Source organism: Plasticicumulans acidivorans, assembly GCF_003182095.1.
In the GTDB taxonomy this organism is placed as follows: Bacteria; Pseudomonadota; Gammaproteobacteria; order Competibacterales; family Competibacteraceae; genus Plasticicumulans; species Plasticicumulans acidivorans.
In genome coordinates this window covers 192,667-208,988 of sequence record NZ_QGTJ01000002.1, presented here as the reverse complement: position 1 = coordinate 208,988, position 16,322 = coordinate 192,667, and the positions used below count along the sequence as shown (strand labels likewise).

The following is a 16,322-nucleotide window of genomic DNA, read 5'->3' as shown; positions in this document are numbered from 1 at the left end:
CACGCCATGACCCGTTTCACCACCACGCTGTTCAAACGCACCGCCCTGGCCGCCGTGCTCGCCGCGGCCGCGGCCGGTGCCTCGGCCGCCGAGTTCAAGATCGACCCGACGCATTCCTTCGTCACCTTTGAGATTTCCCACATGGGCTTCTCGGTGCTGCAGGGGCGCTTCAACAAGGTCGAGGGTGACTTCAGCTACGACCAGGCCAAGCCGGCTGATTCGAAGATCGCCGTCACGGTCGACGTGGCCAGCGTCGACACCAATTACGGCGAGCGTGACAAGCACCTGCGCGACAAGTACCTCGATACCAGCGCCTACCCGCAGGCGAGCTTCAAGAGCACGAAGTTCACCGAAAACGGTGACAAGGGCACGCTGGATGGCGAACTGACGCTGCACGGCGTGACCAAGCCGGTCAGCGTGGCGCTGCAGTTCATCGGTGCCGGCGACGATCCGTGGGGCGGCTATCGCCGCGGCTACGTCGGCACCGCCACCATCAAGCGCAGCGATTTCGGTATGACGCAGAACCTCGGCCCGCAGGCCGACAGCGTCGCGCTGAAGTTCGTCATCGAGGGCGTGCGCCAGTAAGCGCTGCCTTCACCGCGTCAGCTGAGCTGCCGACGCCGGACGCCCGCGGGCGCCCGGCGTCGGCGTTTTTGCATCAGCTCTTGGCCAGGCTGATCAGTTTGCGCAGATTTTCAAAGCCGGCTTCATAGACGCCGCGCACGGCGGCGACGGCTTCGTTCTCACTGAGGCCGGCCGGATCGAAGGCGCCGCTCCATTCGAGTTTCGCCCCTTTGCCGTCGGCGGACGGCGTGACGCGCAGCGTCGAGGTGTAGTTGGCGACCGGCAGCGGCGATTCGACGATTGAGTAGGTGTAGGTGTGCGCCTGATCGTCGAAGCGTTCGAGCTTTTCAACGATCTCACCGCCGCCGACCAGCTTCAGCCGGCGGATGCGGCCACCGCCTTCCAGCTCGCTGGTCTCGATCGCCGGATGCCAGGCTCCCAGTGCGTGGAAGCCACCGATCAGCTCCCAGATCTGCTCGGGCGATACCGGGAGTTCGGTGCTCAGGTTCACGCCGCTCATCATGTCCTCTCCTCGGGTGGCCGCGCGGTCTGCGCGGTGCGGCTGACGCTAGGCGGCATCACGGATTCGTGCAAGCGCTGGTGGCTCCCGGCTAAGGTACGGGGTCACCGACCCCGGCCACCGCAGGAAATACACCCGATGACCGCCCGCCGCTCTGCCGTCGTGCTTCCCCTCGTCCTTGCCGCGCTGTTTTCCGCGTGCGCCTCGAACCCGTCCGTGCCCGAAGGCGGCAGCGTGGTGCGCGGCGGCAAGCGCATACCCGCCAAGGATTTCGATACCTTCAAGCGCGATTTCGCCGCCGAAGCGCGGGCGGCGGGCGTCTCCCAGCGCACCGTCGATCGCGTGGTGCCGGATCTGGAGCTGCTGCCCGCGATCATCAAGCTCGATCAGCGCCAGCCGGAATTCACCAAGCCGGTGTGGAGCTACCTCGCCGATACCGTCAACAAGGCGCGCATCGACCGCGGCCGCGAGCTGCGCAAGCAGTACGCGAACATCCTCAACCCGATCGCGGGGCATACCGGCGTGCCGGCCGAGCTGATCGTGGCGATCTGGGGCATGGAGACCAACTTCGGCGATTTCACCGGCAAGACCTCGGTCTACGACGCGCTGGCGACGCTCGCCTTCGAGGGGCGGCGGGCCGAGTTCTATCACAAGGAGCTGATCGCCGCGCTCAAGCTGGTCGACCGCGGCGACCTGCCGGCCGGTGGCGTCGAGGGTTCCTGGGCCGGGGCGATGGGGCAGACGCAGTTCATGCCCTCGACCTGGCTGAAGTACGCGGTCGACGGCGATGGTGACGGCCGCATTGATCTGCAGGACAGCCTCGCCGATGCCTTTGCCTCGACCGCTGCCTTCCTCGCCGCCAGCGGCTGGAGCGGCGATCTGGCCTGGGGCTGCGAGGCGCGCGTGCCGGGCGGCTTCGACTGGCGGCTGGCCGGCGAGGACAAGGGCATGACGCTCGGCCAGTGGTCGGCGCTCGGCTTCGAGCGACTGGACGGCCAGCCGCTGACCGGCGGCGCACGCGCCACGCTGTTCGCGCCGGCCGGACACACCGGGCCGGTGCTGCTGCTCAGTGACAGCTTCCGCGCCATCCTCAAGTACAACCAGTCGACCAACTACGCGCTCGCCGTGCTGACGCTGGCCGAGCGCATGGCCGGGCGTACGCCGATCCATACGCCGTGGCCGACCGATCTGCGCATGCTCTCGGCCACCGAGCTGCGCGAGATGCAGGAGCGCCTCACCGGCCTCGGTTTCGATGCCGGCGAGGCCGACGGCAAAGTCGGGGCGAAGACGCGCACCGCCCTGCGCAACTGGCAGGCCAGTGTCGGCCGGGTCGCCGATGGTTATCCGACCGCCGACGATCTCGCCCGCCTGCGCGAGATGACCGTGCCGCTGGCGCCACCGGCGCAGGCCGTGCCCGCCGAGTCGCAGACGCTCCCCGCCGCCGCAGCCGACTAGACTCGGGGCCGCACGAGTGTTGCGATCACCGGATGGACCAATGACCAAGGAGCTACGCATGAACCTTCGCCAGGCACTGACCGCGGCCCCGCTGCTCGCTTTGCTCGGCAGCGCGGCGGCGCACGCCGACGATGTCACCGATCAGATCCAGGAGGCGCTGAAGGCGTACGAGAACAAGGATCTCGGCACCGCCGCCGCGGCGCTCGATGCCGCGTCCAGCCTGATCCGGCAGATGAAGGCCGAGTCGCTCGGCAGCCTGCTGCCGGCGCCGCCGGCCGGCTGGGAGGCCGAGGAGGCGCAGACCGCGGGTGGCGTCGGACCGATCGTCGGTGGCATCCACGCCGAGTGCAACTACCACAAGGGCGAGCAGAGCGTGAAGGTGGCGATCACCGGCAATTCGCCGCTGCTGCAGATGATGGCGATGGTGTTCAACAACCCGATGGCGATGGGTGCCGACAACAAGCTGGTGATCGTCGACGGGCGCAAGGCGATCTACAACAAGTCCGACAACGCCTACCGCGTGCTGGTCGGTAATCAGGCGCTGGTCGAGGTGTCGGGCGAGCACGGTGTCGACGAGGCGACGCTGAAGACCTTCCTCAAGGGCGTGAATTTCGCCGGCGTCGAGACGGCGGTGAAGTAGCCGCCGTCAGCGCCCGCGGCTGGCGTCCAGCGCTGCGGCCTCGGCGCGAAAGCGTTCGAGGTCCGCAGCCGGGCCGACCAGCAGCAGCATGTCGCCGGCGCTCAGCCGGTAATGCCAGTCCTCGGTGGCGAAGCGCACCTCGCGGTCGGCGCCGCTGCGCACCAGGCCGACCACCACCAGGTTGCAGGCGCCGCGCACGCTGACTTCGCTCAGGCGCTGCCCGACCAGGCCGCCTTCGCGCACCACCGGCACCTCGGCCATCTCCAGATCGGCCTGGCCGAAGACGGTCTGTTCGAGGATGTCCATCACCATCGGCCGCTCCAGCAGGTCGGAGATGCGCGCGCCGGCGATCGCAAACGGGTCGATGACTTTGTCGGCGCCGGCGGCGCGCAGCTTCTGTTCGGAGCCGATCGAGTCGGTGGCGGCGACGATGACCATGTCCGGCGCCAGCGCGCGCACCGAAATCACCAGGAACACGTTCTGCGCCTCGTCACCGAGCAGGCAGAAGATCAGGTCGATGTCGCGGCCGATGCCGACGCGGGCCAGCTCGCTGTCGTCGGTGTAATCGCAGCGCACCGTGTCGAAGCCGCGCTCGCCGGCGCGGGCGAGGGCCTCGGCATCGTTGTCGACGATGAGCAGCTCGCAGGGCGTGCGGCAGAGGTGGCGGGCGACTTCCTGGCCGAGCTTGTTGTAGCCGAAGATGGCGATGCGGCGCGGCTTCATGCCGCCCTCCCGTGCAGTGCGCTGGCCTGCACCTGCTCACGGAAGTGTGCGATGGCCATCTCCCTGCCGAGCACGACCAGACGGTCGCCGGCGTGCAGCGTGAAGCTGCCCGGCGGGTTGAAGTAGAAACGCCGGCCGCCGACGTCGAACACCGTCAGCGCCGGGCGCAGTTCGCTGCCGGCGGCTTCGAGCACGCCGAACAGGGTCAGGCGGCGGCTGCTGAGGCCAAGCTCGGTCAGCCGCGCGCCGTCGAGCAGCGAGCGCGGTACGGCGTTGATGACATCCATCGCCATGCCGCGCTCGCCGGAGAGGATGCCGCTCAGCGCGTTGGTCGCCACCGGCTGGTGGATGTACTCGGCGGCCATCAGGCCGACTACCTCATAGGGCATGACCACCTGATCGGCGCCGGCGAGGCGCAGTTTCTTGGCGGTTTCCGAGCGGTTGGCACGGGCGACGATGCGGATGTGCGGGTTCATCTGCCGCGCCGTCAGCGTGATGTAGAGGTTGGTGACGTCGTCGCCGGTGATGCACAGCACGACGCTGGCGTTGCGGTTGATGCCGACGCGCTCCAGCAGCTCGGCGCGCACGGCGTCGTCGCAGATCGCCAGCAGGCCGAGGCCGCGGGCGCGGGCGACGTTCTTCGGGTGGCGGTCGATGATGACGAAGGCGCGCTCCTGCGCGATCAGGCGGTCGACGACGACTTCACCGACCCGGCCGTAACCGCAGACGATCAGGCAGTCGTGCAGTTTTTCGGTCTCGGCGAACAGGCGCCGGTCGCGCATCAGCTGCATCTTCTCGCCGAAGGCGTTGACGACGATCGAGGTCGAGAAGGAAATGATCGCCACGCCGGCGACCACCAGCACCATCGCCACCGCTTTGCCCTCCGGCGTCTTCGGCGTGATGTCGCCGTAGCCGACGGTGAAGATGGTGATCACCGACCAGTACACCGCGTCGAACATGGTGTTGATGTGGCTGGTCTCGACGTGGGCTTCGAAGATGTAGATCGCGGTGGCCGAGGCGAAGACGACGAAGCCGATGAAAATCGCCAGCGTGTACAGCTCGAAGCGCTTTTCCGCGAGCACGCGGGCGAATTCGTTGATCGAGCGCGTATAGCGGAACAGCTTGAAGACGCGGAACAGCAGGAAGAAACGCAGCACGCGCAGTGGGCGGTACGAGGGCAGGATCGCCAGCAGGTCGATGATCGCCAGCGGGCTGCTGGCGTACTGCCATTTGTGCAGCAGTACAGAGCGCAGTGCCGGCAGCAGGCGAAAGCGCAGGCCGAGGAATTCGGCGCGCTCCCAAGCATCGAGGATGATGCGGTGCGAGTCGTTCCAGATCCACATCCGCGCCAGGTACTCGGCGATGAAGATGTGCATCACCGTGTCTTCGAAGGCCAGCGTGAAGCGCGTCGGCGGATTGCGCACCTCGTGGATGATCAGCGCCACGGTGGCGAGGATCAGTGCGCACATCGCCACGTCGAAATACGGTCGCAGCCGTGAGTCCGGGTTTTCGAGCAGGTCGTAGGCCCGGCGCTTGGCGCGGTGGTAACCCGGGCTGGCGTCGAGCCGGTAGCAGAAGCGGATGATCCAGGTGGCGGGAGCGGGCGTCATGGTCCGACAAGGCTCGGCGCAGCGGCGCGACAGGGGTGACGGCGCTGAGTATGGCGTGGCTCGCAGCACCTTGCAGAGCCCGCACCGCTGGCGGCTCCAACGTAAAAGGCCACCCTTGCGGGTGGCCTCGGCCGGGTGTGACGGCTTTCAGGCAGCGATCGCGGCCTTCAGCTTCTTGATCGCACCGGCTTCGATCTGGCGGATGCGTTCGGCGGAGACGCCGTATTCGGCGGCCAGGTCGTGTAGCGTCGGCTTGTTGTCGTCATCGAGCCAGCGCCGCTGCAGGATGTCGCGCGAGCGCGGGTCGAGCGCAGCCAGCGCCTTGCCCAGGCGGGCGCCGGTCTTCTGCTCCCAGTCTTCGGCTTCGAGCTGCGCCAGCGGATCGGCGCTGCCATCGCTCAGGTAGGCGATCGGCGCCGTGGCGCTCTCGTGCTCGTCGTCGTGATTGACCGGCTCCAGCGAGACGTCGCTGCCGGCGAGCCGGCTTTCCATTTCCAGCACCGATTCCGGCGTCACGCCGAGATCGCGGGCGACGGTTTCGACTTCCTCGCGCGAGAACCAGCCCAGACGCTTCTTCGAGCTGCGCAGATTGAAGAACAGCTTGCGCTGCGCCTTGGTGGTCGCCACCTTGACGATGCGCCAGTTGCGCAGGATGTATTCGTGGATCTCGGCGCGGATCCAGTGCACCGCGAACGACACCAGGCGCACGCCGTGCTCGGGGTCGAAGCGCTTGACGGCCTTCATCAGGCCGACGTTGCCTTCCTGCACCAGGTCGGACAGCGGCAGGCCGTAGCCGCGGTAGCCGCGGGCGATATGCACGACGAAGCGCAGATGCGACAGGATCAGCCGGCGCGCGGCTTCGAGATCGTTATGCTCCTTGAGGCGGCGGGCGAGGTGCTGTTCCTCGTCGGCCTCCAGCATGGGAATGCCGTTGACCGCCCGGATGTAACCATCCAGATCGCCGGCGGCGACGGGAAGCTGGGTAGTCATCGGTACCAATGCGTTGCTCATGTCCACATTACCCTCGGGATCTGAACGATCCGATGTTAGCACTCGGTGGGTAGGAGTGCCAAAGCAGCGCAGGGTTCCGTGGAGTGAAGTTTTTTGTGTCGCTTACTCGTCGCTGCCGAGCAGCGCGGTGACGAAGTCCGCGGCCTCGAACGGGCGCAGATCCTCGATGCCTTCGCCGACGCCGATGAAGCGGATCGGCAGGCCGAGGCGGCGGGCGATCGCGAAGATGATGCCGCCTTTGGCCGTGCCGTCGAGCTTGGTCAGCACCAGGCCGGTGACGCCGATGGCTTCGTGGAACTGCAGTGCCTGATTGAGCGCGTTCTGCCCGGTGCCGGCGTCGAGCACCAGCAGCACCTCGTGCGGCGCGCTGGCATCGACCTTGCCGATGACGCGGCGGATCTTTTTCAGCTCGTCCATCAGGTTGTGCTGCGTATGCAGGCGCCCGGCGGTGTCGGCGATCAGCAGATCGGTGCCGCGCGCGCCAGCCGACTGCACGGCGTCGAAGATCACTGAGGCCGAATCGGCGCCGCTGCCCTGGGCGATGACCGGGACGGCATTGCGCTCTCCCCAGGCCTGCAGCTGTTCGACCGCCGCGGCGCGGAAGGTGTCGCCGGCGGCGAGCATCACCGAGTGACCGGCCTGCTGGTAGTACTTGGCCAGCTTGCCGATCGTCGTGGTCTTGCCGGCACCGTTGATGCCGACCATCAGCACGACGAACGGTTTGTGGCCGGCAATTTCGAGCGGCTGCTGGCAGGGGGTCAGCAGCGCGGTCATCTCCTCGCGCAGGGCGCCCATCAGCGCGGCGGGGTCGGCGAGCTGGCGGCGCGAGACGCGCTCGGTCAGCTTGCGGATCAGATGCTCGGTCGCTTCGATGCCGACATCGGCCATCAGCAGGCGCGTTTCCAGCTCCTCGAACAGTTCGTCGTCGATCTGCCGGCGGCCGAGGAACAGGCTGGCCAGACCGTCGGTCAGGCCGTGGCGGGTGCGGCTCAGGCGATGTTTCAGACGGCTGAACCAGGAGCTGTCGTTGGCGTTGCCGGTCATACGCGGAACTTCCAGGGGAGCGGTGGGCTGGGGCGCCATCGTATCATCGCACCCCGGCCTTCCACAGAAGCGGACCCGTCGTGGCTCGATTGAATCAACTGCGCGTGATCGGTGGCCGCCTTCGCGGTCGCAAGCTGAGTTTTCCCGATGTTGACGGCCTGCGGCCGACACCGGACCGCGTGCGCGAGACGCTGTTCAACTGGCTCGCCCCGCAGCTGGCCGGCGCACGCTGCCTGGACCTGTTCGCCGGCAGCGGTGCGCTCGGCTTCGAAGCCTTGTCGCGGGGCGCCGGGCAGGTGACCTTCGTCGAGCGTAATGCCGATGCCGTGCGCCAGATCCGCCAGAACCTCGAACTGCTCGGTGCCACGGGCGGACGCATCGAACACGCCGATGCCCTGGTCTGGACCGGCACCGTCCCGGCGCAGCCGTTTCACATCGTTTTCCTCGACCCGCCGTTCGCCGGCGGGCTGGTGGCCGACGCTCTGGCGCGCCTGAGCGCAGCGGGCTGGCTGACGGCGGATGCGCGGGTGTACGTGGAATCGGAGGCGCCGCTGGAACTGCCGTCCGGCTGGAGCATTCTTCGTGATAAAACGGCCGGGCAGGTGCGTTACAGATTGCTGAGCCGACAGGACATTGCTTCTTGAACGCGTCTGGTGCTTCGCAGCATAATTCGGCTCCTTTTCGCCGCCACCGGTAGCTCCGCATGACGGTCACAGCCTTGTATCCGGGAACCTTCGATCCACTGACTAACGGTCACCAGGATCTGATCGAACGCGGTGCGCGGATGTTCGACCGCCTGATCGTTGCGGTCGCCGCGAACCCCGGCAAAGGACCGATGTTTTCGCTGGAAGAGCGGGTCGAACACGTGCGTGAAGTCGTCGGCCACCTGCCGAACGTCGACGTCATGGGCTTCGATATCCTGCTGGTGAATTTCGCCAAGCAGCTCGGCGTGAACGTGATCCTGCGCGGCCTGCGGGCGGTGTCCGACTTCGAATACGAATTCCAGCTCGCCAGCATGAACCGCCGCCTGCATCCGGCGATCGAAACAGTGTTTCTGACACCGGCTGAACAGTACTCCTTCATTTCCTCGACGCTGGTGCGCGAGGTGGCGAAATTCGGTGGTGACGTGTCCGCCTTCGTCAGTCCGATCGTCGATCGGGCCCTGGCCGAAAAGCTGCTCAGGAGTTGATTTCCCCCCGAGAGTGTTATGACCCCGATGGGTCGTGAGGAGCGTGCGCAATGGCGCTGATGATTACCGACGAATGCATTAACTGCGATGTCTGCGAACCGGAATGCCCGAATGGTGCGATTTCCCAGGGTGACGAGATCTATGTGATCGACTCGAACCTGTGCACCGAGTGTGTAGGCCACTTCGATGAGCCGCAGTGCCGGCTGGTCTGCCCGGTCGATTGCATTCCGAACGACCCCGAGCACGCTGAATCGTCTGAACAGCTGATGACCAAATACAAGCGTCTGTCGGGACTGGTTGGATGAGTGTTCGCGCTGAGCGCTGACAAGGCCCCTTACTCAGGGGCCTTTTTAATGGCCCTGGCGCAATGATGTGAGGAGTACAGCGATGATTGAGCGTTTCATCGAGACGCTGGTATTCGGCAGCCGCTGGCTGCTGGTGCCGCTCTATCTCGGTCTGGCAGCGATTCTGGTGCTGTTTTCGGCAAAGGCCATCCAGGAGATCGTGCATCTGTTCGAGAGCGGTTTTGCGACGAGCGAGATCGATCTGCTGCTCGGCATTCTCGGACTTGTCGACTTCGTGCTGGTGGCGAACCTGCTGGTGATGGTGATTCTGTCCGGCTATGAGGCGTTCGTCTCACGCATCGATGTGGCGGGCGAGGACAAGCCGTCCTGGCTGGGCAAGGTCGACGCCGGCACCGTGAAGATCAAGCTCGCGGCCTCGATCGTCGCAGTGTCTTCGATCCATCTGCTCAAAGTGTTCATGAACATCGGCAAGTACGATGATCGCCAGCTGTTCTGGTATTCAGCGATCCACCTGGTGTTCGTCATCTCAGCGCTGCTGATGGCCTGGGTCGATCGGCTGGCCTTTGCCGCGCATCGCGAGCACTGAGCTGGTGGCGGCACAGGCGGCCGCCACCCCGATGCCGTGAGGCGGTGCTACTCGCTGGTCTTGAGCTTCGACCACAGCTCTTCGTACAGCGACAGCGCATCGCCGACATCGCTCTGGAACTCGCCGCCGGCGGTGTCCTCCGTGGTCGGATTGGCGGTGCGGTTTTCGCGCAGTTTCTTCGACATCAGCGCCCGGGCTGCGGTGTTGGGCGAGGTGTAGCCGATGTCCTCGGCGATGGTCTTGGCGATGTCGGGCCGCAGCACGAAGTTGATGAAGGCATGTGCCTCGGGGACGTGACGGGCGGTCTTCGGAATGACCAGATTGTCGACCCACAGCATCGGCCCTTCCTTCGGGTAGATGAACTGGATGCGCGGGTTTTCCTGCGCGGCCATGTAGGCCTCGCCGTTGTACATCTGGCCGATGGCGACTTCGCCGGACAGCATCACGGATTTCGGCGATTCGGCATTGAACACTTTCACGCTCGGGCGCAGCTCCTCAAGCTTGGCGTAGGCGGCGCGGATCTGTTCCGGGTCACGGCTGTTGACCGAGTAGCCGAGCACGCGCAGCGCCACCCCCATGACCTCACGCATGTCGTCGAGCAACATCAGCTTGCCCTTGTATTCCGGGCGCCAGAGGTCGGCCCAGGCGTGGATCGTCGACGGGTCGATCTTCTTGGTGTCGACGGCGATGCCGCTGCTGCCCCACAGATACGGCACGCTGTAGGTGTTGCCGGGATCGTAGGGCTGGTCGAGCAGGTTCGGGTCGATGTTCTTCAGATTGGGCAGCTGGGACTTGTCGAGCGCCAGCAGCATGTCCTGCGCGCGCATGCGCTCGACGATGTAGCTCGACGGCACGACGAGGTCGTAGCCGCCGGATTTCTCAACGGTTTTCAGCTTGGCGAGCATCGCCTCGTTGTTGTCGTAGGTCGAATAGCGGACCTTGATGCCGGTTTCCTTGGTGAACTGGCGCAGGACCGATTTCGGCATGTATTCGGCCCAGTTGTAGAGCACCAGCGTGCGCTCCGCGGCGTGGACGCCGATGCTGAATACGGCGAGTAGCAGCAACGATAACCAGCGGATCATCGGTAAACCCCTCTCTTGAAGCGTGGGCGGCGTCGAGCGTGGCAGGGGACGTCGCACGATGGTCGACCACAGGCTCGGCCTTGGCACCAAAAACACAGGCCCCGCAACCGCGCGAGGCGGAGCGGGGCCTTGGTTCATGCGGGCATGGGCTTACTTCGCGGTTTTCAGCTCCGACCAGTACTTCTCATACAGTCCCTGTGTTTCGGTCGGAATGTCTTCGAGCAGCTCGGCGTTCTTCAGATCGTCGGCGGTCGGGTAAACGATGCGGTTGCTGGCCAGTTCCTTCGGCAGCAGTTTGATGGCTTCGGCATTCAGCGTGCCGTAGCCCAGGCTTTCGGAAATCTTTGCGGCGATTTCCGGGCGCATCACGAAGTTCAGGAACTTGTGGGCGTTATCCGGATGCTTGGCGCCCTTCGGGATCGCCATCGTGTCCATCGCCAGGATCACGCCTTCCTTCGGGTAAACGAAGGTCAGCGATTTCTTTTCCTGCTGGCCCATGAAGGCTTCGCCGTTCCAGGTGATGCCGACACTGACTTCGCCTTGGATGAAGCTGACCTTCGGCGATTCGGCATTGAACAGCTTCACGCTTGGCAGCAGCTCCTTCATCTTGTTGAAGGCAGCCTCGATGTGTGCCGGATCGGTGTCGTTTGCCGAATAGCCGAGCGCCTTCTGCACCACGGCGAAGGTCTCGCGGGCGACGTCCATCAGCAGCACGTTGCCCTTGTATTCGGGCTTCCACAGGTCGAGCCAGCTGGTGATCGTCTTCGGGTCGACCTTGGCGCTGTCGACGGTGATGCCGACCGAGGACAGCAGGTACGGCACGCTGTGCTGGTTGCCCGGATCGAAGGGCTGGTCGAGGAATTTCGGGTCGACGTTCTTCAGGTTCGGCAGCTTGGTGTGATCGAGGGGTTCGAGCAGGCCCTCGCGCGCCATGCGCTGCACGAAGTAGGTCGAGGGCACGACCAGATCGTAACCACCACCGCCCGCCTTGAGCTTGGCGTACATCTCCTCGGTGCTGGCGTAGTTCGATTCCTTGACCTTGATGCCGGTTTCCTTGGTGAAGGCCTTGAGGACCTCCTTGGGCATGTACTCGGTCCAGTTGTACAGATTCAGGACTTTTTCTTCCGCGGCATTTGCGGAGCCGAGTACGCCAGCGAGCGCAACGGCGATCAGGAGTTTCTTCATTTCTTTTCCTTCAAGAAGAACTGCGCGAGCAGCACGAGCACCAGGGTCAGCGCGAACATGACGGTGGAAAGCGCGTTGATTTCCGGCTTCACGCCAAGTCGCACCATGGAATAGACCTTGAGGGGCAGGACTTCATAGTCCGGGCCGGTGACGAAGAAACTGATGATGACGTCATCCATCGACAGGGTGAATGACAGCAGCCAGCCGGCGACCACCGCCGGCATCAGCAGCGGCAGGATCACCTTGATGAAGGTCTGAAACTCGGTGGCGCCGAGATCCTTGGCAGCCTCGATGAGGAACTTGTCAAAGCCGCTCATGCGGCTGAGCACAGTGACGACGACGAACGGGATCGAGAACGTCGTATGAGACAGCAGCAGCGTGGAAAAGCCCAGATCCATGCCGAGGGTGACGAACAGCAGCAGCAGCGAGATGCCCATGACGATCTCGGGCGACATGATCAGGATGAAGATCAGCCCGTTGAGCAGCTTTTTGCCGGAAAACTGGTAGCGGTACAGCGCCACGGCGCCGAGCGTGCCGACGATCGTCGCCAGCGTTGCCGACAGCAGCGCGATCGTCAGCGAGTGCAGCGCGACCTCGATCAGATCGTCGTTCTGCCACAGCGTCTGGTACCAGTTCCAGGTAAACCCCTTCCACTCCAGCGAATACTTCGCGTCGTTGAAGGAATAGATGATCAGCACCGCGATCGGCAGGTAGAGAAAGCCGAAGACCAGCGCGAGATAGGAGGAGCGGCCGAGTCCTTTCATCTCACACCTCGACCTTGGCGTTGGCGCGCTTGGCGCTGAGCAGGTAGATCCAGATCATCACGCCCATCGTCACCGTCAGCGTCACACTGGCCGCGGAGCCGAACGGCCAGTCGCGCGCCGACAGGAACTGGCGCTGGATCAGGTTGCCGATCAGCGTGGTCTTCGAGCCGCCGAGGAAGTCGGCGATGTAGAACATGCCGAGGCCGGGCAGGAACACCAGCATCGAGCCGGCGACGATGCCCGGCATCGTCAGCGGGATGATCACCGAGACGAAAGTGCGCACCTTGCGCGCACCGAGGTCGCGCGCGGCCTCGACCAGCCGCCAGTCGAGCTTCTCGATTGCCGCATACAGCGGCAGCACCATGAACGGCAGCAGCGTGTACACCAGGCCGGCGATGACCGCGGTGTCGGTGTAGAGGATCTGCAGCGGCTCATTGATCAGGCCGAGCCCGAGCAGGGTCGAGTTGAGCAGACCGTTGGCGTTGAGGATGATGATCATCGCGTAGGTGCGCACCAGCGAGCTGGTCCAGAACGGCACGATGACCAGCAGCAGCAGGATCGGCCGTGCCTTGGGGCCGGCGCGGGCGATCAGATAGGCGAAGGGATAGCCGATCAGCAGACACAGCACGGTGGTGAAGGCCGACAGGTAGAATGAGTTCCAGAACACCTGCAGATACAGCGGATCGAGCATGCGCTGATAGCTGCTGATGCTCGGTGTCCAGACGATGAACTCGCTCTCGCCCTGGGTCATGAAGCTGGCGATGATGACCATCAGGTTGGGCACCAGCGCGAACAGCACCAGCCAGATGGCGATGATGCCGATGGCGAAACGCTTGAACACGGTCTTGTCAGTCATGGGGGAGGGTGACCTCCCAGCCGTGCACCCAGTCGACATGGACGCGCTCGCCGATGCGGTAGTCGAGCAGGCTGCCCGAGGCATCGTCCTCGTTGAAGAACTGCGTTGTCGACAGCAGCTCATCGGTCTCGCACAGGCGCACGATCAGATCGACGGTGGTGCCCTTGTAGATGACCTCCTCGACAGTCGCCGGGAACAGATCGGCGAGGTCCTCGGCGGTGCCTTCGCCCTCGCGCCAGATGCGCAGATCCTCGGGGCGGATCAGCACGCTGACTTCCTGGCCGGCAACGAAGCTGCGCCGGGCCTCAAGATCGATCACGTGACCGGACAGGTCGATGTCGTACTTGCCTTCACCGTGGACGGCCTTGACGCTGCCGACCAGCGTGTTGATTTCACCGACGAACTTGGCGACGAACAGATTGTTCGGCGTTTCGTAGACCTCGCGCGGTGAGCCGATCTGCTGGATGCGCCCGGTATTCATCACCACGATGCGATCCGACATCGACAGCGCTTCTTCCTGATCGTGGGTGACGAAGACGAAGGTGATGCCGAGCTGGCGCTGCAGCTGCTTGAGCTCGATCTGCATGGCCTTGCGCAGCTTGTAGTCGAGTGCCGACAGCGATTCGTCGAGCAGCAGCACCAGTGGCTTGTTGACCAGCGCGCGGGCGATTGCCACACGCTGCTGCTGGCCGCCGGAGAGTTGCGCCGGCAGGCGCTGGGCAAAGCCGTCGAGTTTGACTGTGCGCAGCGCCTCCATGACAGCGGCTTCCAGCTCCGGCCCCTTGACGCCGCGGATCTTGGGGCCGAAGGCGACGTTGTCGAACACCGTCATGTGCGGAAACAGTGCGTAGCTCTGAAACACGGTGTTGACGTGACGATCTTCCGGCGGCGAAGCCGAAACGTCCTGGCCGTCGATGATGACCTGACCGCTACTGGCGGATTCGAAGCCGGCCAGCAGCCGCAGGATCGTGGTCTTGCCGCAGCCGGAAGGGCCGAGCAGCGTGAGGAATTCACCGCGGCGAACCTGCAGGTCGATGCCGTGCAGTACCGTCTGTTTGCCGTAGGCCTTGGTGACGTTCTTAAGCTCGATGACGTGCTCGCTCATGATCCCTGGCAGCGAAAGCGTTGAAGGGCGCGCGGCTCCATCCTGGGCGGCGGCGTCCACGGTGATCGCTACAGATCCGCAAAGCGAACGGTTGGGGAAGCGCCGGCAAGCGGAATACCGGCCGGAATTACAACGATATCGAAGCTAAAATACACGAATTTGACGGCTCTCCAAGCTGCATCAGCGCGCCTCGCGGCAAGCGAAAAAGGCAGCGGTCAGCGCTGGCAGTGCGGGCAAAAATAGGTCGAGCGCTGCGCCTGGCGCAATTGCACCACGCTGGTGCCGCAGCGCGGGCAGGGCTGGCCGGCGCAATCGTAGACCTGCAGGCGCTGGCGGAAATACCCCGGCTTGCCCTCGCTGCCGACGAAATCACGCAAGGTCGTTCCCCCCTGTTCGATGGCGGCCAGCAGCACTTCGCGTATGGCGCTCACCAGGCGGGCGCAGCGTTCGAGCGAGATGCGTCCGGCCGCGCGGCGCGGGTCGATGCTGGCCATGAACAGCGATTCCGATGCATAGATGTTGCCGACGCCGACGACGACGTGGCTGTCCATCAGGAAGGGTTTGATCGGGGTGCTGCGTCCGGCGGCGCGGGCGTGCAGATACTTGGCGGTGAAGTCCGTTTCCAGCGGTTCCGGACCGAGCGCCGCCAGCAGCGGGTGGGTGAGCGGCTGTGCGCCAGCCCACAGCGCTGCACCAAAACGGCGCGGATCGGTGAGGCGCAGACAGCGTTCATTATCGAGAACGAGATCGAGATGATCGTGCTTGCCAGGCGGCGCATCGGCTGCTAGCACGCGCAGCGAACCGGACATGCCCAGGTGCAGCAGCGCGGTGCCGGCGGCGTTGCTCAGCAGCAGGTATTTGCCGCGGCGCTCGACACGTTCGATGACCCGCCCCTGCAGCCCGTCGCTGAACGCCGCCGTCACCGGCCAGCGCAGCCGGGGTTCGCGGACGATGACGCGTTCGATGACGTGGCCGAGCAGGTGAGGGGCGATGCCGCGGCGCGTGGTTTCGACTTCCGGAAGTTCGGGCACGGCGGGCGATCTCCTCTCAGTCACGGAACGCTTGAATCACAGGCAAGAAAAAACCCGCGCAAGGCGGGCTTTTTCCGGGAGGTGAAGATCGCTTACTTGATCTTCGCTTCCTTGTAGACGACGTGCTTGCGCACTACCGGATCGAACTTCTTGATTTCCATCTTTTCCGGCATCGTGCGCTTGTTCTTCGTCGTGGTGTAGAAGTGGCCGGTGCCGGCCGACGAAACGAGCTTGATCTTGTCACGCATGGTGGCGGGCTCCTCAGACGTTGCTGCCGCGGGCGCGGATTTCGGCGAGCACGGCGTCGATGCCGCGCTTGTCGATCACACGCATGCCGGCCGACGAGACGCGCAACCGCACGAAGCGGTTCTCGCTCTCGACCCAGAAGCGGTGCTCGTGCAGGTTCGGCAGGAAACGGCGACGGGTCTTGTTGTTGGCGTGCGAGACGTTGTTGCCGGTGGTCGGACGCTTGCCCGTCACCTCACAGACTCTGGACATGGGAAAAACCTCCGTTCAATTCTGCTTGAGCGGACGCCCAGGGCGTCCATGGTGGACGAGCTGCCTGCCTCGGTGGCGTTTTCCATGCGTCTGCCGCATGGACTGCACCGCACCGACGTGCGCACCTCGTCTTTCTGCGTTCGGTACGGGCACG

20 protein-coding genes are annotated in these 16,322 nt (G+C 64.7%); 7 read left to right on the top strand and 13 right to left on the bottom strand.

The features are described from left to right. Positions 1 to 6: 6 nt before the first annotated feature. Positions 7 to 585: a YceI family protein gene (locus tag C7443_RS03530; RefSeq protein ID WP_110017196.1), complete on the top strand. Its 579-nt coding sequence runs from the start codon at positions 7 to 9 to the stop codon at positions 583 to 585. 73 nt (positions 586 to 658) lie between these two features. Here the strand turns inward: C7443_RS03530 and C7443_RS03525 are convergent, their stop codons facing one another. Beyond that, positions 659 to 1,084, bottom strand: coding sequence for an SRPBCC family protein (locus C7443_RS03525; protein WP_170123476.1), 426 nt, complete (start codon positions 1,082 to 1,084; stop codon positions 659 to 661). Positions 1,085 to 1,222: 138 nt separating this feature from the next. On the opposite strand from C7443_RS03525, the gene C7443_RS03520 reads away from it, so the two are divergent. Both C7443_RS03520 and C7443_RS03515 read left to right on the top strand, forming a co-directional pair. Beyond that, entirely contained in the window at positions 1,223 to 2,539 is a 1,317-nt protein-coding gene (locus C7443_RS03520; protein WP_170123475.1) for a lytic murein transglycosylase, read from the top strand. Positions 2,540 to 2,597: 58 nt separating this feature from the next. Then, the gene (locus C7443_RS03515) at positions 2,598 to 3,179 is read left to right on the top strand and encodes a hypothetical protein (protein ID WP_110017194.1); all 582 of its coding nucleotides are present in this window, start codon (positions 2,598 to 2,600) and stop codon (positions 3,177 to 3,179) included. Positions 3,180 to 3,185: 6 nt separating this feature from the next. Here C7443_RS03515 and C7443_RS03510 read toward each other — a convergent pair whose 3' ends face one another. The 4 genes from C7443_RS03510 to ftsY form a co-directional block, all read right to left on the bottom strand. Then, a complete protein-coding gene (locus C7443_RS03510) occupies positions 3,186 to 3,902 on the bottom strand; it encodes a potassium channel family protein (protein WP_110017193.1) in 717 nt (238 codons plus the stop codon). Next, complete coding sequence (locus C7443_RS03505) at positions 3,899 to 5,512, bottom strand: potassium channel family protein (RefSeq protein ID WP_110017192.1); 1,614 nt, start codon at positions 5,510 to 5,512, stop codon at positions 3,899 to 3,901. The genes C7443_RS03510 and C7443_RS03505 overlap by 4 nt, the downstream gene beginning before the upstream one ends. A 147-nt stretch (positions 5,513 to 5,659) precedes the next feature. After that, positions 5,660 to 6,523, bottom strand: coding sequence for an RNA polymerase sigma factor RpoH (gene rpoH / locus C7443_RS03500; RefSeq protein WP_170123474.1), 864 nt, complete (start codon positions 6,521 to 6,523; stop codon positions 5,660 to 5,662). A 102-nt stretch (positions 6,524 to 6,625) separates the two neighbouring features. After that, complete coding sequence (gene ftsY / locus C7443_RS03495) at positions 6,626 to 7,606, bottom strand: signal recognition particle-docking protein FtsY (RefSeq protein WP_110017190.1); 981 nt, start codon at positions 7,604 to 7,606, stop codon at positions 6,626 to 6,628. A 41-nt stretch (positions 7,607 to 7,647) separates the two neighbouring features. On the opposite strand from ftsY, the gene rsmD reads away from it, so the two are divergent. The 4 genes from rsmD (at position 7,648) to C7443_RS03475 (ending at position 9,647) form a co-directional block, all read left to right on the top strand. Further along, the gene (rsmD, locus tag C7443_RS03490; RefSeq protein ID WP_110017189.1) at positions 7,648 to 8,211 is read left to right on the top strand and encodes a 16S rRNA (guanine(966)-N(2))-methyltransferase RsmD; all 564 of its coding nucleotides are present in this window, start codon (positions 7,648 to 7,650) and stop codon (positions 8,209 to 8,211) included. A gap of 59 nt (positions 8,212 to 8,270) precedes the next feature. Continuing rightward, positions 8,271 to 8,756: a pantetheine-phosphate adenylyltransferase gene (gene coaD, locus C7443_RS03485; RefSeq protein ID WP_110017188.1), complete on the top strand. Its 486-nt coding sequence runs from the start codon at positions 8,271 to 8,273 to the stop codon at positions 8,754 to 8,756. Between the two features lie 50 nt (positions 8,757 to 8,806). Next, entirely contained in the window at positions 8,807 to 9,061 is a 255-nt protein-coding gene (locus tag C7443_RS03480) for a YfhL family 4Fe-4S dicluster ferredoxin (protein WP_110017187.1), read from the top strand. An 82-nt stretch (positions 9,062 to 9,143) separates the two neighbouring features. Then, the gene (locus C7443_RS03475; RefSeq protein WP_110017186.1) at positions 9,144 to 9,647 is read left to right on the top strand and encodes a TIGR00645 family protein; all 504 of its coding nucleotides are present in this window, start codon (positions 9,144 to 9,146) and stop codon (positions 9,645 to 9,647) included. 47 nt (positions 9,648 to 9,694) lie between these two features. Here C7443_RS03475 and C7443_RS03470 read toward each other — a convergent pair whose 3' ends face one another. From C7443_RS03470 to rpmB, 8 genes are all read right to left on the bottom strand, one after another. After that, on the bottom strand, positions 9,695 to 10,729 hold the full coding sequence (locus C7443_RS03470; protein ID WP_110017185.1) for a polyamine ABC transporter substrate-binding protein: 1,035 nt from the start codon (positions 10,727 to 10,729) through the stop codon (positions 9,695 to 9,697). A 150-nt stretch (positions 10,730 to 10,879) separates the two neighbouring features. Then, positions 10,880 to 11,914: an ABC transporter substrate-binding protein gene (locus tag C7443_RS03465; protein ID WP_110017184.1), complete on the bottom strand. Its 1,035-nt coding sequence runs from the start codon at positions 11,912 to 11,914 to the stop codon at positions 10,880 to 10,882. After that, on the bottom strand, positions 11,911 to 12,678 hold the full coding sequence (potC, locus tag C7443_RS03460; RefSeq protein ID WP_110017183.1) for a spermidine/putrescine ABC transporter permease PotC: 768 nt from the start codon (positions 12,676 to 12,678) through the stop codon (positions 11,911 to 11,913). The genes C7443_RS03465 and potC overlap by 4 nt, the downstream gene beginning before the upstream one ends. 1 nt (position 12,679) lies before the next feature. Continuing rightward, positions 12,680 to 13,534 (bottom strand): spermidine/putrescine ABC transporter permease PotB, encoded by an 855-nt coding sequence (gene potB, locus C7443_RS03455; RefSeq protein WP_110017182.1) that lies wholly within the window; start codon positions 13,532 to 13,534, stop codon positions 12,680 to 12,682. After that, a complete protein-coding gene (gene potA / locus C7443_RS03450; protein ID WP_110017181.1) occupies positions 13,527 to 14,639 on the bottom strand; it encodes a spermidine/putrescine ABC transporter ATP-binding protein PotA in 1,113 nt (370 codons plus the stop codon). The genes potB and potA overlap by 8 nt, the downstream gene beginning before the upstream one ends. A gap of 215 nt (positions 14,640 to 14,854) precedes the next feature. After that, on the bottom strand, positions 14,855 to 15,670 hold the full coding sequence (mutM, locus tag C7443_RS03445; RefSeq protein WP_110017180.1) for a bifunctional DNA-formamidopyrimidine glycosylase/DNA-(apurinic or apyrimidinic site) lyase: 816 nt from the start codon (positions 15,668 to 15,670) through the stop codon (positions 14,855 to 14,857). Between the two features lie 92 nt (positions 15,671 to 15,762). Beyond that, positions 15,763 to 15,918, bottom strand: a complete 156-nt coding sequence (gene rpmG / locus C7443_RS03440; protein ID WP_110017179.1) for a 50S ribosomal protein L33 — start codon at positions 15,916 to 15,918, stop codon at positions 15,763 to 15,765. A 13-nt stretch (positions 15,919 to 15,931) separates the two neighbouring features. Then, entirely contained in the window at positions 15,932 to 16,168 is a 237-nt protein-coding gene (rpmB, locus tag C7443_RS03435; RefSeq protein ID WP_110017178.1) for a 50S ribosomal protein L28, read from the bottom strand. Positions 16,169 to 16,322 lie beyond the last annotated feature (154 nt).

Excerpts from the sequence above, each read along its gene's own strand:
- C7443_RS03530 (WP_110017196.1), top strand. The coding sequence starts at position 7 with ATGACCCGTTTCACCACCACGCTGTTCAAACGCACCGCCCTGGCCGCC.
- C7443_RS03525 (WP_170123476.1), bottom strand. The coding sequence starts at position 1,084 with ATGAGCGGCGTGAACCTGAGCACCGAACTCCCGGTATCGCCCGAGCAG.
- C7443_RS03520 (WP_170123475.1), top strand. The coding sequence starts at position 1,223 with ATGACCGCCCGCCGCTCTGCCGTCGTGCTTCCCCTCGTCCTTGCCGCG.
- C7443_RS03515 (WP_110017194.1), top strand. The coding sequence starts at position 2,598 with ATGAACCTTCGCCAGGCACTGACCGCGGCCCCGCTGCTCGCTTTGCTC.
- C7443_RS03510 (WP_110017193.1), bottom strand. The coding sequence starts at position 3,902 with ATGAAGCCGCGCCGCATCGCCATCTTCGGCTACAACAAGCTCGGCCAG.
- C7443_RS03505 (WP_110017192.1), bottom strand. The coding sequence starts at position 5,512 with ATGACGCCCGCTCCCGCCACCTGGATCATCCGCTTCTGCTACCGGCTC.
- rpoH (WP_170123474.1), bottom strand. The coding sequence starts at position 6,523 with ATGAGCAACGCATTGGTACCGATGACTACCCAGCTTCCCGTCGCCGCC.
- ftsY (WP_110017190.1), bottom strand. The coding sequence starts at position 7,606 with ATGGCGCCCCAGCCCACCGCTCCCCTGGAAGTTCCGCGTATGACCGGC.
- coaD (WP_110017188.1), top strand. The coding sequence starts at position 8,271 with ATGACGGTCACAGCCTTGTATCCGGGAACCTTCGATCCACTGACTAAC.
- C7443_RS03480 (WP_110017187.1), top strand. The coding sequence starts at position 8,807 with ATGGCGCTGATGATTACCGACGAATGCATTAACTGCGATGTCTGCGAA.
- C7443_RS03475 (WP_110017186.1), top strand. The coding sequence starts at position 9,144 with ATGATTGAGCGTTTCATCGAGACGCTGGTATTCGGCAGCCGCTGGCTG.
- C7443_RS03470 (WP_110017185.1), bottom strand. The coding sequence starts at position 10,729 with ATGATCCGCTGGTTATCGTTGCTGCTACTCGCCGTATTCAGCATCGGC.
- C7443_RS03465 (WP_110017184.1), bottom strand. The coding sequence starts at position 11,914 with ATGAAGAAACTCCTGATCGCCGTTGCGCTCGCTGGCGTACTCGGCTCC.
- potC (WP_110017183.1), bottom strand. The coding sequence starts at position 12,678 with ATGAAAGGACTCGGCCGCTCCTCCTATCTCGCGCTGGTCTTCGGCTTT.
- potB (WP_110017182.1), bottom strand. The coding sequence starts at position 13,534 with ATGACTGACAAGACCGTGTTCAAGCGTTTCGCCATCGGCATCATCGCC.
- potA (WP_110017181.1), bottom strand. The coding sequence starts at position 14,639 with ATGAGCGAGCACGTCATCGAGCTTAAGAACGTCACCAAGGCCTACGGC.
- rpmG (WP_110017179.1), bottom strand. The coding sequence starts at position 15,918 with ATGCGTGACAAGATCAAGCTCGTTTCGTCGGCCGGCACCGGCCACTTC.
- rpmB (WP_110017178.1), bottom strand. The coding sequence starts at position 16,168 with ATGTCCAGAGTCTGTGAGGTGACGGGCAAGCGTCCGACCACCGGCAAC.